The organism is Trichodesmium erythraeum IMS101 (genome assembly GCF_000014265.1).
In the GTDB taxonomy this organism is placed as follows: domain Bacteria; phylum Cyanobacteriota; class Cyanobacteriia; order Cyanobacteriales; family Microcoleaceae; genus Trichodesmium; species Trichodesmium erythraeum.
The window spans coordinates 4,446,984-4,464,351 of record NC_008312.1 but is presented as its reverse complement, the minus strand read 5'-3'; the positions used below and the strand labels follow the sequence as shown (position 1 = coordinate 4,464,351).

9 protein-coding genes are annotated in these 17,368 nt (G+C 31.4%); 8 read left to right on the top strand and 1 reads right to left on the bottom strand.

The features are described from left to right. Nucleotides 1-329: 329 nt before the first annotated feature. From TERY_RS13765 to TERY_RS13740, 8 genes are all read left to right on the top strand, one after another. Complete coding sequence (locus TERY_RS13765) at nucleotides 330-1,676, top strand: tetratricopeptide repeat protein (RefSeq protein WP_011612394.1); 1,347 nt, start codon at nucleotides 330-332, stop codon at nucleotides 1,674-1,676. Nucleotides 1,677-2,271: 595 nt separating this feature from the next. Further along, the gene (locus TERY_RS13760) at nucleotides 2,272-4,317 is read left to right on the top strand and encodes a tetratricopeptide repeat protein (RefSeq protein ID WP_011612393.1); all 2,046 of its coding nucleotides are present in this window, start codon (nucleotides 2,272-2,274) and stop codon (nucleotides 4,315-4,317) included. Nucleotides 4,318-4,703: 386 nt separating this feature from the next. Next, nucleotides 4,704-5,018 (top strand): tetratricopeptide repeat protein, encoded by a 315-nt coding sequence (locus tag TERY_RS30710; RefSeq protein WP_081432457.1) that lies wholly within the window; start codon nucleotides 4,704-4,706, stop codon nucleotides 5,016-5,018. A gap of 69 nt (nucleotides 5,019-5,087) precedes the next feature. Then, complete coding sequence (locus TERY_RS25375) at nucleotides 5,088-5,705, top strand: glycosyltransferase family 61 protein (protein WP_052845796.1); 618 nt, start codon at nucleotides 5,088-5,090, stop codon at nucleotides 5,703-5,705. Continuing rightward, nucleotides 5,706-6,074 carry a glycosyltransferase family 61 protein gene (locus tag TERY_RS25370; RefSeq protein ID WP_081432456.1) on the top strand — a complete coding sequence of 123 codons (369 nt, stop codon included), beginning with the start codon at nucleotides 5,706-5,708 and terminating at the stop codon, nucleotides 6,072-6,074. It abuts the gene before it with no gap. Between the two features lie 94 nt (nucleotides 6,075-6,168). After that, entirely contained in the window at nucleotides 6,169-8,667 is a 2,499-nt protein-coding gene (locus TERY_RS13750) for a tetratricopeptide repeat protein (protein ID WP_011612392.1), read from the top strand. 127 nt (nucleotides 8,668-8,794) lie between these two features. Continuing rightward, nucleotides 8,795-9,004, top strand: a complete 210-nt coding sequence (locus TERY_RS13745; RefSeq protein ID WP_155994433.1) for a hypothetical protein — start codon at nucleotides 8,795-8,797, stop codon at nucleotides 9,002-9,004. A 1,257-nt stretch (nucleotides 9,005-10,261) separates the two neighbouring features. After that, nucleotides 10,262-15,679, top strand: a complete 5,418-nt coding sequence (locus TERY_RS13740) for an AAA family ATPase (RefSeq protein WP_011612390.1) — start codon at nucleotides 10,262-10,264, stop codon at nucleotides 15,677-15,679. A gap of 486 nt (nucleotides 15,680-16,165) precedes the next feature. Here TERY_RS13740 and TERY_RS13735 read toward each other — a convergent pair whose 3' ends face one another. Continuing rightward, nucleotides 16,166-17,167, bottom strand: coding sequence for a glycosyltransferase (locus TERY_RS13735; RefSeq protein WP_011612389.1), 1,002 nt, complete (start codon nucleotides 17,165-17,167; stop codon nucleotides 16,166-16,168). Nucleotides 17,168-17,368 lie beyond the last annotated feature (201 nt).

The following is a 17,368-nucleotide window of genomic DNA, read 5'->3' as shown; positions in this document are numbered from 1 at the left end:
AATTATCATAAATTTTATGTTAAAAAATTTAATAGGGAATGTAAGAGGCAGAGGGCACAGTCATAAAGCGAAGAAACTTTCTGTACAGTTAGACTAAAAGCTTTTATAGGACTGATAAAGACTAAGAGTTTGAACCTCTTGGTTAAAGCTATCAGATTTATTCTGGGAGATTTGACTAAGAAATAAGGCTTCAAACTTTCCTTTTTTAGGGAATAAAAAAGGAAATTTAGGATTTTAAGTTTTCTGGTGAAGTCGAACCTAATAAGAACTAATAATTTAAGTATTCTCTATTCTATTTTTACTTTTTCATTTTTCCTGATCAAAAAAATATGTATTCAGCTTTAACTCCAGAAATGTCGGCTTTTAGTTTATGTCAAGAAGCAGAGTCTCATTTAAAAGCAGAAAAATTAGATGAGGCTTTTTTGGCTTGTGAAAAAGCTCTAGAAATATTACCATTCTATGCTTTAGCTTGCAAAAGTATGGGAAATGTATTGCAGGCTATGGGAAAGTTAGATGAAGCAATAAATTACTATGTACAAGCAATTATGCAACAACCAAATTGGGCGGAAGTTTATACAAATATTGGTAGTTTATATGCTAAACAAAAAGAGTGGGAACCAGCTATCGCTTGTTATAGAACAGCTATTGAATTACAACCAAATTTTACTGGTACTTATCGTAATTTATCTCGGCTTTATCAACAGTTAGGAGATTTGGGTTTAGCCAAAAAATATTGGTATTACGGAAAAAAAATAGAATCAGAAAAAAAAGCATTAGAAAAGCTAAATAAGGGGGATGTTTTATTTAGTAAAGGAAAAATAAAAGAGGCGATCGCTGATTATTTTGAGGCTATAGAATTAAATCCTACTTTATCGGATGCTTACTCGAAATTAGCAGAAATTTTAGTAAATCAGGGAGAATTAGATGCAGCAATAGATTGTTATCAAAGTTTAAGTAAACTATTACCTGAAAATTGGTTAATTCTTCATAAACTAGGAAAAATTTTCCGAGAAACAGGTAAGTTAAATGATGCAGTAGAAGTATTTAAACGTGCTATAGAAATTAATCCAAAGTTTCCTTGGTCTTACAAAAATTTAGCAGATATTTTGTATGAACAAGGTAAGTTAAATCAAGCCCTTACTTGTTATCGTAAACTGATTAAAAATGATCCTAATATTTGGGATGCTTACTGTAAAATTGGAGAAATATTGGTCAAACAAGGAAAAATAAATCAAGCAGTTGTTGTCTACCGTAAAGGTATCAAACTTAACCCACATTTAGCTAAGTTTCACTATCTATTAGGGGAAGCACTGGGTAAACAAAAAAAATGGGGGTCAGCAATTAAAGTTTATAGTAAAGCGATAGAGTTAAAAGCAAATAATCATTTATTTCATCGTAGTTTAGCAAATGCTTTGCAGGAGCTTGGGAAATTAGATGAGGCTATTATTAGTTATCGAAAAGCTATAGAAATTAATTCTAATTCTTGTTGGTTATACGCATCATTAGGAAAAGTATATATTCAACAAAAAAATTGGTCTGATGCTATCGAATGTTTTAGAGAAGCAATACAAATTAAACCAGACTATGATAAAGCTTACGAAAAAATAGCCTATATCTTTGAGCAGCTAGGTGACAGTGAAGCTGCAGAAAAATGGAGAAATAAAGATAATTTATAATCTTAAATAAAAAGGTAATTTTAGTTATTAATATCTCTGGCTAAAGCTACAGGCTTGAAATACCCATGGCAAATATTTTTTTCCCTAACTTTGAAAGTGGAGGCTATTAAGTTTATTGTTTTGTCAACCTTTTTGCGGAATTTATATATTTAAAAGTTTAAGGTTCAAGGTTTTGCCTTATTGATGAACCAAGAATTTTGCAAGATAGAAAATGTTTCTCCCTCTCAAAGGATTAATTTTGGGAGTTGTATCTAGTTAATTTTTGATAAATTAAAAAAGGGATTTAAAAAACAGTAGTTAGGAATTGTGATCTGAGTATTTTCTAGTACTCACTTACTTTGGGTAAAGTAAGTTCAAAATAACTGGAGCAAAATTATTAGACATATTTTAATAATGAAAAAATAGAAGCAGTAGCTATTAATTTTAATCAGCTAGCAGAAGATAGTGTAGCTAAAGTAAAAATGAAGTTCATGGAAATTTTTCTAATTATTTATAAATTTATAAAATTTCTGGTTAAATACGGTAAATAATGGAATAGTTATAATCAGTCAAAAAAACTTAAAAACAAGCGTTTCAATAATAAAGTGATTAAAATATGTCTAATAATAAAAAGGTAGAAACAGTAGCTATTAATTTTCATCAATTAGCAGAATCTAGTCTAGCCCAAGGAAAATTGGATGAAGCTTATGCAGCTTGTTTAAAAGCATTAAATAGCCAACCAGAATTTGCACCAGCTTACAAAACTATAGGCAATATTTTACAGGTCAAAGGAGATATAGAGGCAGCCAAAAATTATTATTTTAAAGCCATAACAATATTTCCTGATTTTGCTGAAGCCCATGCTAATATTGGTAGTATGTACGCTAAACAAAGGGACTGGGAAAAAGCATTTTTTTATTACCAAAAAGCTATCCATATTAAGCCTAACTTAGCGATAGTTTATCGAAATTTAGCGAAAGTCTGCGAGTGTACTGAAAAAGAAGAATTAGCCACAGAATATACTTATAAAGCACTTATCCTAGAACCGGAATCAGCTACAGCTATAGAGCATTTGAATATAGGAAAAAAATTATTAGAATTAAACAAAATAGAGGCAGCAATTAAATGTTACCGTAATGCTGTTAAAATTAATCCTAATTTGTCAGCAGGATATCAAAATTTAGGAGAATTGTTGGTAAAAAATGGGGAATTAGAGTCAGCATTAATAGCTTTACGCGAAGGAATTAAGATAGATGCTAAAAACCCTAGATGTTACTACTTACTCGGGGAAGTTTGGCAAAAACAGGGACAATATAAGTTAGCAATTTCAGATTATAGTCGTGCTATAGAATTAAAACCAGAAAATCATTTATTCCACAAAAAATTAGGAGATGTTTGGGAAAAAATGGGTAAGCTAGATGTGGCAATATCCTGTTACGAAAAAGCTATAGAAATAAATCCAAATTTCTTTTGGAGTTACCATAGTTTAGGTAATGTCTATACTAAACAACAAAAATGGGATAAAGCGATCGCTGCTTACGACAAAGCAACTATTATTAACCCAAATTTCTCTAATACATACTATAATTTAGCTGATGCTTTTTTACACAATTCTCAAAAAGAGGAAGCTATTATTACTTACTTAGAAGCTATTAGACTTAGACCAGAACATTCTTGGTATTCTCATCATTCAGTATTATGGAAACACTTACTAAAAAGTCGGCTTGAGGAAGTATTAAATTTATATCAAGATGCCACAAAAAAAGAGCCAAATAGTATTTTGTGTCATCTTAACCTAGGAGAAATTTTTACAGAAAAAGGAAATATAAAAGAAGCAATTAACAGCTATCAAACAGCTTGTTACAACAAAACAAAAAAATCAAATCCTGCCTTTGTCGACAAGTATTGGAACTTTGATAATGTAGCGCGTCCTAATTTCATTATTATTGGTTCTCAAAAAAGTGGTACGACTTCTTTAGCAAGTTATATTAGTCAACACCCCCAAGTATTACCAGCTATTAAGAAAGAAACCCATTTTTGGTCACGGGAATTTAATCAAGGAATAGATTGGTATCTGGCTCATTTTCCTCCCATTCCTAAGTCGCAAAATTTGATTACTGGGGAAGCTACTCCTAATTATTTAGTCACTGATAAAATTCCAGAAAGAATCTATAGTTTACTGCCTAATATTAAACTATTGGTGATTTTAAGAAATCCAGTAGATAGAGCTTTTTCTCAATATCATCATTGGCAGAGATTAAACTGGGAAGACCGCTCTTTTGAAGTTGCAATTAATCAGGAATTAGAAATACTGAAAACTACTCCTAAACAACCCCAAGGAGATAGAAAATATTGGCGACTATCAGGAAATTATATAGGGAGAGGTGTTTATATAGAATTTATACAGAAATGGATGGGATTATTTCCTAAGAAACAATTTTTAATTTTGAGAGGAGAAGACCTTTATCAAACGCCCGATAATACCATGAAGCAAGTATTTGATTTTTTAGGTTTGCCAGAACATAAACTGGCAAAATATAAAAAGTTAAATTCTGGTTCTTATACACCAATTTCTGATTTGCTGCGTCAAAGATTATCTAAATATTTTCAACCTCATAATCAGAGATTAGAAGAGTATTTGGGTATAAAGTTTAATTGGTAATTATTTAAGGCTTGTATATTTAGAGAATAATTGGTAATTGCTTATTAAATATTAATTATTAACTATATTATCTTAGAAGTTAGGGAAAATATGGCAGATATAGATAATCAAAAAATAGCAGTATTTAATGGAAAGCAAAAAGCTGAAATATATTTATCTCAAGGAAAGTTAGATGAAGCTTATTTTACTTGTTTAAAATCTAGATAAAGCTCACCCAAATGCAGGGAATTACATAATATTATGGGTAATATTATGCAAAAAATGGGTGGGCTAGAATTAGCTAAAAACTACTATATAAAAGCCATATAAAAAATCATAATTTAGCAGAATATTATGCAAATTTAGGTAGTATAATTGCTATACAAAAGCAATAGGAATAGGCGAAAATATGGGAGGGTTTAGGTGAGAATAAATTAGTAATAGAATGCAGATATAAAGCACTTATTTTAGAGCCAACATCAGTTTCAGCAACAGAATGCTTAAATTTAGGAGATAAGTTATTAGAAGTAGGGAAAGTTGAAGAGGCGATCGCCTGTTTTGTTCAATCTCTACAGATTAAATCTAGCTATATAGATGTCTACCATCAAATAGCTAAAGTTTTGGAAAAACAAAATTATATTAATACTGCGTTTAAGTGTAGATTTTCTAAGAAATTACCAAAAAATTTACTGGAAAAGTTTTGTCAATTAACAGGAGATTAGCAAGTTATTACACTTTCAGCAAAAACAATAACTCGAATTGATATATACCCTTCTAGTCAAATAAATTTATTGTTATCTCAGACTATAAATAAAAATATTCATCGTGCTTTTAAACGGTGTCAAATTGACTCTGAAGAAGCATTTTTAGTAATATTGGAAAATGGAAGAGCTTGGGGAGATAATTTTAATAGCGCTATAATGACTTCAGATAATAAATTAGTATCAGATATTTCCTCTGGTGTTCCTGAGTTAATTATATCTTATTCACGATTACCTCATGCAATTAATATAGATGGAACAGTTGCTTTTTTATCGACAAAATGGGGTCAAAAAAATTATTTTCATTGGGTATTTGATGTAGTAACGAGAGTTCACTTGTTACGTCACAGCCATTTAAAAATAGATAAATTTGTTTTCAGTCGCTGCGATTTACCTTTTCAAAAAGAAACTATTGAAGCATTAATAATTTCATCAAATAAAATTATAGAAAGCCAATATTTTCCTCACATAAAAGCTAAAAAATTACTAGTTCCTTCCTTATCTAGTCATCATGGTAAAAATATGAGATTTACACAATGGGGTTGTGCATTTTTGAGAGGTTTATTTTTACCTGTAAAGACTGGAGAACAATCATCTAGTAAGGCTAAAAGAATATATATTAGCCGGAAAAAAGCATCAAGCCGATGAATAGTTAATGAACAAGAGGTGGTTAATTTATTAGAAAAATTTGGTTTTAAAAGTATAAATCTAGAATCAATTTCAGTGACACAACAGGCATCGTTACTACCTTATAGTCAAGTTATTATAGTAGCAACCCATGGCTCTGGTTTAACTAACCTTGTATTTTGCCATCCTGGAACTAAAGTTATAGAAATTTTTCACCCAGAATATGTAATGAATTATTATTGGCTTTTGAGTAATATATGTGGCTGGGAATACTACCAGTTAATAGGTGAGGAATTTGATGATAATTTCTCTAGTAAATCAGCTAATAAAGATATTATTGTTGATTTACAAAAACTACTAAACTTAATGAAATTAGCAAAAATAATCTGATTTACTTGGCTCAAAGCTAGAATAAAAAAATAGGCATAGAATAAGATTAATGATATAATTATCAGTAAGCTGAGTAGGAGTAACAGTAAAGTTAATGGAAAATCCAGAAACAGCAGCATTAAAATTAAATCAAGAAGCAGAATATTATCTAAGTCAAGGAGATTTTGATAAAGCTTATGCTACCTCTTTACAAGCTTTAGAATTAGTTCCAGATTTTGCCCCAGTTAGTAATACTATAGGGAAAATCATGGAAAAAATAGATGCCTTAGATGCTGCTATTACTTGGTATAAAAAAGCTATAGAAAAACAACCAAATTTAGCTGAAAATCATGCTAATCTAGGGAGTGTTTATGTCAAACAACAGGAGTGGGATCAAGCTGTTGCTTCCTACCAAAAAGCTACCAAACTAGAACCAAATTTTGCCAGTGCTTATCGTGCTTTAGCAGAAATATACCATCAAATAGACAAGCCAGAATTAGCAGCTTCTTGTCAGTATAAAGCATTTATTTTAAAACCAGAATTGGCAACAGATTTGGAATATTTGAATTTGGGAAAAACTCTATTAACGTATAACAGAAAAAAAGAAGCGATCGCTTGTTACGAACAGTCACTTAAATTCAATCCAAACCTCTATCAAGCACATCATAATTTAGGAGAATTTTATAGTCAAGAAGAAAAATGGCAAGCAGCTATATCAAGTTATCAAAAAGCTATTAAACTTAACCCGAAATTTTCCTGGTCTCATCACAGTTTAGGTAAAGCTTTTGCCAATACTCAGCAGTGGGAAAAAGCAATTTCTTCTTATCAAGAAGCACTTCAATTAAATTCTCAAGATGCCGTTACTTATCATTGTTTGGGAGATGCTCTAGTCAAACACAAACAATTAGATGCAGCTATTAGTGCCTATCAAAAATCTATAGAATTAAAACCAGAAACTTGGGTGGTTCATCATAAGTTAGCTAATATTTTCCAAGAAAAAGGAGAGTTAGATGCTGCCATTGTTGCCTACCATAAAGCTATTAAACTCAATCCTAATTTTCTCTGGTCTTACTACAGTTTAGGAGAAACATTAATCCAACTTAAAATATGGAATGAAGCAGTAGTAGCTTATCTTTATGCCTTTAAAATTAATCAAGATTTGCCAAGTATCTATGAACGACTGGGATACGCTCTGGAAAAACAATCTCAATCAAATTTAAAAGAAACTATTAACTATTATTCTGAGATTATTCAAAATTATCAACAACAGAAATCTACCCCTATTAAAGAATTATTAATTCAGCCAGAAGCTCCAGAATTTTACTTAAAACTCGGAAGTTTACTAGGAAAAAAGAATCTATTTAATCCAGGGATAATCGTTTATAGTATAGGTTTGCAGGTGGAGCCAAATCATCCAGAAATTACTTGGCAACTTGCCCAACTAGAAAACAAAAAGAAAGATTTATACCAGGAACTAACTAATTGCCAAAATACTATTAATAAAAACTCGAAACAATTCATATCTCATTATAAACTAGGAAATATTTTACTTAAACTTCAGAGGTTGAATCAAGCTGCCGAAGCTTATATAAAAGCAATTAAAATTAAACCTGAATATCCCTGGTTTTTCTTCTATTCTGATTTATTAGATTTTCTGATTAAACAAGGAAAAATACAACAAGTATTGGCATTTTTTCAAAAAGCCACTCAAGAAAATCTAGAAAGTATTTGGTGTTATGTTAACCTCGGAGAAATTCTCACAAAAACAGGAAATTTAGACGCAGCAATCAAAAATTATCAAACTGCTTCCTACAACAAAACTCGCCAATCTAATCCTACTTTTGTTGAACAAAATTGGGATTTAAAAAATACTAATGGTCCTAACTTTATTATTATTGGCGCTCAAAAAAGTGGTACAACTTCACTAGAAAATTATATTGCTCAACATCCCTGGGTAATACCAGCAATTAAAAAAGAAACGCATTTTTGGTATAGAGACTTCAACAAAGGAATTAATTGGTATCTAGCACATTTTCCTCCTATTCCTAAATCAGAAAAATTTATTACTGGAGAAGCAACTCCTAACTATCTAGAAAATTATCAGACTGCTAAGAGAATATATAACGTATTTCCAAAAGTAAAACTATTAATAATATTAAGAAATCCTGTGGATAGAGCCTTCTCTCAATACAATCATTGTATTAGATTAAATTGGGAGGATCGCTCTTTTGAAACAGCTATAAATTACGAGTTAGAAATACTCAGCAAAAATCCCCAAAAACCCCAAGGAGAAAAAATTTATTGGCAGCAACCAGGGAATTATATAGGGCGTGGTATTTATGTAGAGTTTATTAATAAATGGTTAGGAGTATTTCCTAGAGAGCAAATACTGATTTTAAAAGCAGAAGACCTTTATCAAAAACCTGTAAATACCATGAAAAAAGTATTTAAATTTCTAGGGTTACCAGAACATAAACTGCCTGAATATAGAAAGTTAAATCCAGGACATTATTCACCAATAAGTGATGATATGCGCCAGAAATTAAGTGAATATTTTCAACCTCATAATCAAAGGCTAGAGGAATATTTAGGAATGCAGTTTGATTGGAAATAATACTTAAGTTGCTTCAGTTTTGTGGAATAGTTAGAATAAAGTAAATAAAATCAAAGTATCTGATAATTATTAGTCAAAGGAGTAACTCATGCCAAGAGGTAAGATTTTAAAAGGGAAAGACCTAAAGATGCTGACAAAAGTTCAGAAAAAAGAGATTAAATGGACTCCTAAAAAATTAACTCTTGCTGGAATTGGAGTATTAGTTCCCTATACAGCAATATTAGTCTATGTAATTTCTTCTGAAGCTCCTTTAGGTTCAATAATTGTGATGATAGCAGTTCCTGTTCTATTTTTTGGAGGATATTCTCTCTTATATTCTTTAACAAGAAATCTCTGAAGCTACATCAGTTTTTAAGTTTAATAAGTCTAAAATATAATGATTTTTGGGGACATTAAATACCTGATATTAGGTAAAATTTTCATGATTTTTATTTCCTTTTTCAAGTTTTCATAAATTTTGAGAATGCAACAGCTAAAATATTAATATAATATCGGCTATGCTAGGCTGAAATAAAGAAAAAAGTTATACAGTTTTGATGAATAAATTTTTTAGTAAATTAGGAATCATTTAGAAGTTATTTGAGAAGTGCTGTATGATTAATCATTCCTAAAAACCTAACCCCTTCTACAACCCTTACTAAGAAGGGAATGGGGATTATAATCTCCTCTCCTCCTAGGAGAGAGGTTTTGAGATAAGTTTTGATGAATTAAAAAAACTTAATAAATGAAAGCTAATGGTGTCTTAAAAGGGCTGATAATAGCAACAACTTTCCTTTGTGGTTAAGTCTGACTAAAAGTTGACATTGACATAGAAAAAGGATTTAATTTATCTTCTGTTAAAGACTCTTTCAACTATCCTATTTTAACAGAAAGATCATATAAATTTTCTAGCCATAACCGCTTCCATATATAACACATTCTTGGCATAATTACTTTAGTTATCCTCAATCCAATATCACTACAATTCTGGTCTAAATACTAACAGTTATATGTCATTTTTATCAACAATTTGCTGACACAATTTAACATCTTCTAGTATTGAAGTTTCGATTAAATAGTTAAAAATATAGTCAAATCAAGAATTTACAAAATTGATGCTATCACCAGACATGAAAAACAAATGTTGATCTCCATTAAGCATCTTTGCCCTTTTTTGTGTTTTTTCTGACTTTTAAATTTACCTTTTCCTTTTTTAACTATTTGACAACCCATTAGAGTTGTTAACTATAACTACCATGGCTCCTTTTAACTCTCTGGAGTCTTAATTTGACTTGATAAAGGTATCTAAATATTCCATGTTTGCCGATATTTACTTTTTTTATCTTCTTACGTTTTATCCCTGCTTGCTATATAATTGATAATAAAAATTAGTAGTAATATGATATGATTTGTGATAGAAATTGGTGGCTGGAAAGCAAGATACAGGAGGTAGAATTAACAGGAGTTATACCTATTTTTTTTACAAAGCATTTGATGATTCTAGGTGATAACTTAGGATTGCTACGTTAGTCAAGTAGAGTAATAAAATTTTTCTAAGAAACTCAAATAATAGCTGACTTATTGAAAAGATTATTGAAGCTCAATAAATAATAAAATGGAAACTAACTATAAACTTACTAAGCAAATATATGAAAGTCCTAATTCCTTAGTTTTTCAAGGCTTATTAAAACCAAATAATCAACCTATTATTCTAAAGTTTCTTAAAGAAAACTATCCTACACCTTCAGAACTAACTCGTTATAAACAAGAATATGAAATTACTCGTTCTTTAAATAAGAGAGAGCAGATAATTATCGTTTATGATTTACACCGATATAACAATAGTTTAGTCATACTTTTAGAAGACTTTGGCGGTAAATCTTTAAAGTTATTATTACCCCAAACTCAATTCACATTAGAAGAATTTCTCACTATTGCTATTCAGATAACTAAAGGTTTAGCAGTAATTCATACAAATAATATCATCCACAAAGATATCAACCCTTCCAATATTATCTATAATCCTCAAACAGGTCAACTAAAAATCATCGACTTTGGCATTTCTACCCGCTTATCCCAAGAATTTATCAAAGTTTTTCCCCCTCATCAACTAGAAGGAACTTTAGCATATATCGCCCCAGAACAAACAGGTAGAATGAACCGAGGAATAGATTATCGCAGTGACTTTTATGCTCTTGGCGTGACTTTTTATGAGCTTTTAACCAATCAACTTCCTTTTGAAACAAATGACTCAATAGAGTTAGTTCATTGTCATATTGCACAACAACCTTTACCACCCCATAAACTAAATCCTAATATTCCTAATTCTCTATCTAATATCATCATCAAATTGTTAGCTAAATCTCCAGAAGAAAGATATCAAAATGCTTTAGGAATTGAAGCTGACTTAAAAAAATGTCTCAGTCAGTTAGAATCTTTAGGAAAAATTTCTGAGTTTACTTTAGGTAGTCAAGATATTTCTAAAAAGTTTCATATTTCCCAAAAACTCTATGGTCGAGAACAGGAAATAGCTCAACTTTTAAACACATTTGAGAAGGTTACTCAAGGAACAACAGAAATGATTCTAATTTCTGGTTATTCAGGAATTGGTAAATCTGCTTTAGTTAATGAAATTCACAAACCTATTACACAAAAACGAGGACAATTTATTAAGGGAAAATTCGACCAATTACAGCGAGATATTCCCTATTCAGCTATTTCTCAAGCTTTTCACGACTTAATCTATCAACTACTAAGTGAAGCAGAAATAACCCTAAAAATTTGGGAAAAAAAGATTCTAGAAGCTGTAGGAAATAATGGTCAAATTCTGATTGATGTAATTCCTGAACTCGAAAAAATTATCGGGCAGCAACCACCAGTTGAACACCTAGATAGAAGTGAAAGTCAAAATCGTTTTAATTTATATTTTCAAAGATTTCTGAAAGTTTTTTGTGAGAAAGAACACCCTCTAGTTATCTTTATTGATGATTTACAATGGGCAGACTTACCCTCTCTAAATTTAATAGAGCAATTAATGTCAAATTCTGACAACCAATATTTTCTGATGCTGGGGGCATATAGAAATAATGAAGTTAGTTCAACCCATCCTTTAGTAAATACCTTAAATAAAATTAAGCAAGGAAAAGTTATAGTTAATGAAATTAGCCTTTCGCCCTTAAAATTTACCCACATTAATCAATTAATTGCTGATACCCTCAGTTGCAGCTCAGAAATTTCAAAACCTTTAGCTAAGTTAATTAGGAAAAAAACCAATGGTAATCCTTTTTTCCTAACTCAACTTCTCTATTATTTGTATCAAGAAAGTTTGCTAGTATTTCAGGAGCCTCAGTCTTTAATTAATACAAAAAAACATCAAAAATGTTATTGGCAATGGGATATAGAAGAGATTAAAAGGGTATCTATTACCGATAATGTAGTAGAATTGATGGTAAGTAAAATTGAAAAACTAGAGCTAAAAACTCAAAATATTCTCAAATTAGCAGCTTGTATTGGTAACCAATTTAATTTAGAAATTCTTTCGATTATTAATAGAAAATCTCAAACAATTACTGCCCAAGAATTAGAATATGCAATTCAGGAAGGACTAATAAATCCTCTGGATAATAACTATAAAATCGTTTTACTTTGGAATGCTGAAGAATTATCAAATGAGCTGCCAGAAAACTATTTGGAATCAGCCAAGTACGTCCCTTACAAATTTTTGCATGACCGAGTTCAACAAGCTGCCTATTCTTTAATTCCAGAAGATCAGAAAAATAAATTACATTTACAAATAGGTCGTCTACTATTGAGAAATCTTGGAGAATATGAGTTAGAAAAGAAGATATTTGATATTGTTAATCAATTGAATGAAGGGAGTGCTTTAATAACTAAAAAATCAGAAAGATATGAATTAGTTAAACTTAATTTTAAAGCAGGTAAAAAAGCTAAAGCTTCAACAGCTTATGCACCAGCTTTAAGATACTTAGAAACTGGTTTAGAACTATTAGAGGAAAATAGCTGGCAGAATCATTATCAATTGACTTTAGAACTTCATGTAGAAACCCTAGAAATTTTATATTTAAATGCCAAGTGGGAGCAAACTGAAGAATTATCTAGAACTATTCTGCAAAAAAGTCAAAATATTCTTGATCAGGTTAAAGTTTATGAGTTAATTATTATGTCTTATTTTGCTCAATTTAAGACACAGAAAGCAATTAATATTGCTTTGAAAGCTTTGACAAAACTGGGTGTATCTTTATCCCAAGAAGTTGTTAGTGAAAGTGAAATAAAAAATAGGATTAAACAAGAAAATGAATCACTAAAATTGAAATTAAAAGGAAAAACAATTGCCGAATTAGCTGATTTGCCAGAATTAACTGATCCTTATAAACTAGCAGCCATATCAATATTGCAGCAAGTTAGGAGTTCAACAGTGACAACAAATATGTCATTATTTGTAGAGATACTTTTAACTCAACTAAGTCTTTGTATAAAATATAATAATCCTCCTCAAGCTGCTGCTATTTATGTTTCTTATGGAGCGCTTCTATATGGAGTAATAGGAGATATTGATTCTGGGTATCAGTTTGGAAAACTGTCTCTCAGATTACTAGAGAAATACAATGTTACTAAATTTGAACCTTTAGTAATTCATAACTTTTTTGCATATATATGGCATTGGAGAAAGCTGATAAATGACAAGATAGTAGAAGAAAAATTACTTAATACTATACAGAAAGGTATCAATATAGGAAGTAATGAATATGTTTGTTATACCTGTTTGTTATATTGCCTTGTCAGGTTTTTTAGAGGAGTTAATTTAGAGCAAGTTGAGGAGGATTTTATAACATATACTGAGGTGGTTAAAAAGATAGATCAAAGAATGTCTATCAATCAGATAGAAATGCTGAAAAATATTACGACAAACTTAAGAAATGAAAGCCAATATAAATACTGTTTGTTACTAGGAAATTCTCAAGATGAAGATGATGCATCTTTAGAAATATATGAGAATCAGAGGAATGTTTATTTCTTGTTTATTTACTATTTTAGTAAAACACTTGTTTCTTATTTTTTGAAAGATTACTTGATAGCTTTTAAGAGTAGTCAAGATGCTAGAAAATATGTGATGGAACAGATGGGGCATTTAATAAAACCACAATATAATTTCTATTCTTCTCTTTCTTTGATAGCTTATTACAATAATGCTAATACAAAACAGCAAAAAGAATTACTAGAACAGGTAGGCAAAAATCAGGAGAGTATGAAAATATGGAGTCAATGTTGCCCAGAAAACTTTCAACATAAATATGATTTAGTGGCAGCAGAAAAAGCCAGAATATTAGGGCAAAATTGGCGAGCACAAGAATTTTATGAAAAAGCGATTCAAGGAGCAAAAAAGTATGAATTTATCCACGAAGAGGCTTTAGCTTACGAACGAGCATCTGAATTTTATTTCACCTTTGGGAGAGAAGAAATCGGTCAATTATACTTAAAAAATGCTTATCATTGCTACGTTTGTTGGGGGGCAAAAGCCAAAGTTAAACAATTAGAATCAGAATATCCTCAGTATTTATTAGGAATAACGAATCAGAATAAATCTCAAGGGTTAAGTACCACGATCTCTACAACAGGAAATGATGGAGAAATTCTCGACTTAACTACAGTTATTAAAGCATCTCAAGCAATTTCTGGTGAAATTAAGTTAGAAAATCTCCTGCACAATTTAATGAAAATTGTGATTGAAAATGCTGGGGCTCAAAAAGGCTTTTTAATTCTTAACCATAAAGGTAGTTGGGTTATTGAAGCCCAAGGAAAAATAGACAGTAACCAAGTTAATATTTTACAATCAATTCCCATAGAATTTATCGACCCAGAAACATCAATTCCTGTTTTACCAAACAAGATTATCAATTATGTACTCCGCACTAAAAAAAATATTTTACTCAACGATGCTACCTATCAAGGACCATTTATTAATGACCCTTATATTATTGCCAGACAAAATAAATCAATTCTCTGTACTCCTTTAATTAATCAAGGTGAATTAAGAGGAGTTATTTATTTAGAGAATAATTTAACTACAGGTGCATTTACTTCAGAACGAGTTGAACTTTTAAAGATACTGTCTGCTCAAGCGGCTATCTCTATTGACAATTCAAAATTTTATTCACAAATTTTGGAAAATCAAGCCTGGTTAGATAAACTTAATAAAGCTTATGAACGATTTGTTCCTAAACAGTTCCTTCAGTTTTTGGATAAAGAAAGCATAGTAGATGTAGAATTAGGAGACCAAGTACAATTAAAAATGTCAGTTTTATTTTCTGATGTTCGTAATTTTACTACCATGTCGGAAGCCATGACTCCCGCTGAGAATTTTTGCTTTATTAATTCTTTTTTATCAAGGATGGAACCAGCAATTTTAGAAAATCAAGGTTTTATCGACAAGTACATTGGCGATGCCATAATGGCTTTATTTTCTGGAAATGCAGATAATGCAGTGAAAGCTGGAATTTCTATGCTCAACCAGCTTAAGGAATATAACCAGTATCGTGCTAATTCTGGTCATTCTCCTGTGAAAATTGGTGTTGGCATTAATACTGGTCTTTTGATGTTAGGTACTGTCGGTGGCCAAAATCGTATGGATGGTACTGTGATCAGTGATGCTGTAAACTTGGCTTCGAGAGTGGAAGGCTTGACTAAAAGCTATGGAGTGTCGTTGTTAATTACCGAACAAACTTTTTCACAACTGACACAACCTAGCAACTACGCTATTCGTTCCATAGATACGTTAAAAGTCAAAGGTAAATCGCAAAAAATAACTGTTTATGAAGTTTTTGATGCCGATCCACCCGCAGTTAAAGAAGGTAAATTAAATACCCTCAAACAATTTCAACTTGCCAGATCCCTTTATGCTTCTGGTCATTCATTGGAACCCGGAAAAATGTTTGCACAATGCTTAAAACTGAATCCCAGGGATCAAGTGGCTCAAATATATCTCCAACGTATCTTGAGCACAAGTGAAAAATAACTGCTATAATAGAATACAGAAGGCAGAAGTTAAATTTTGGTGCGACTAGATTTGAGAGATATGAGAATATCCTAACCCTCTTGGTATATGCTATAATAGACCTCTCACGAAACTGTTTGACAAAAATTCCCCAAACTTACCCATACCGGAATTCCATGAGCTTTGGAGTTAACTTCGGTGTTTCACAGGAAGTTAGCGCAGTCTTTAACTGATAATTCTTTGCATGCTTAAAAATCCTTGAAACTCAAGGTACTGATACAGATAGTTTTCCTGGGTTGTATTCACCTATTTTACTCTAGGCGATCACCTCAAAACTACCCATTCCAACAAAAACAATTATAACTTCTTAGGTTCAATGGCATCGGGTGTTTATGTAATGAATTTCATTTCAATTAGTCATTTGCTTCTTATGAATAAATTGGACCTACATTTGATATAATGACAAATAATGTACAATGATGTCAACTTTGATCCAATTATTTGACTTCAGTAGTTAGCCCCACTATTACTAATCACCCAACCCATTAACTGTTGCCATTCATCAGTTTTCCCTAATTTATCAGCATCCAAATCATCCCCCATATTCTCAGAAAATTCTGTAAAACTTTCAATCCAATTAATTACCGTTCCCACAGGTAAAAAAGGAGTATACTGCCAAGACTTTTGTAAATATTCCACCATCTCAGCAGAAAAACCTGTATAGTACAAATACCATGAACACCAGACTAAAGTATTGTAGCGCAACTGTTTTTCCAATAACCTAATCTCTAAGGGTAGAGACTCCGAGGCAAAAAATTTATCCAAAACCCGATTAATAGATTGCACCTGAGACACTCCATCCCGCATTGTATTCTGGTCATGCTGACGATAACAAATAGTAGACTGTCGCAACCACTCAGCCTCACAACCCTTTACAGATAAACGCAATACTAAGTCTACATCCTCAGCCTGACCTAATCCTACCTCAAAACTCCCCACCTCTTGCAACCAACTGCGTCGAAACATCAAAGTACCCATTGTGCCAATTGGTTTCCAGCGCAACCAACCTTCTAAATTTAACTTAGGCACATAATCCCAAGGCGTCTCATCCTTAATAGTTTCACCCTGCTGATTCACTCTGCGCCACCCACTGTGAACAATTCCTAAATTTGGTTTAGCGTCAAATACTTTTACTTGAGCAGTCAGTTTATCTGGTAGGAAAAAATCATCTGCATCCAAAAAAGCGATTAATTCTCCCCGCGCCAAATTAATGCCATGATTCCGGGCAGCTGAAACCCCTTGATTTTGTTGATATACATAATGGATCATCTCCATATAAGGTTCCATGGTCTTGCGGGTATTGTCTGTGGAGCCATCATCAATTACAATAATTTCATAAGATTGATAGGTTTGGGCGAAAATGCTTTCTATAGCTTGATTAATATAGCGATCGCAATTGTATACGGGTATAATTACACTTACCCGTGGAGTGGTAGTAGTGGTTGACATAAATATTATTCTTAATAAATATATTTGTATTTATAATACCTATAAAAACATTTTTTGAAAACTAAATAATAATGCTATCGCGAAAAGGCCATTTTATCATCAGCTTTATGATCTTACTTGTAGTTACTAAACACCATAAATAATTCTAAGTAAATTAAATGGAGAGGTTGCCTGTAAACTGTTGTCATACAATTGAAGTGT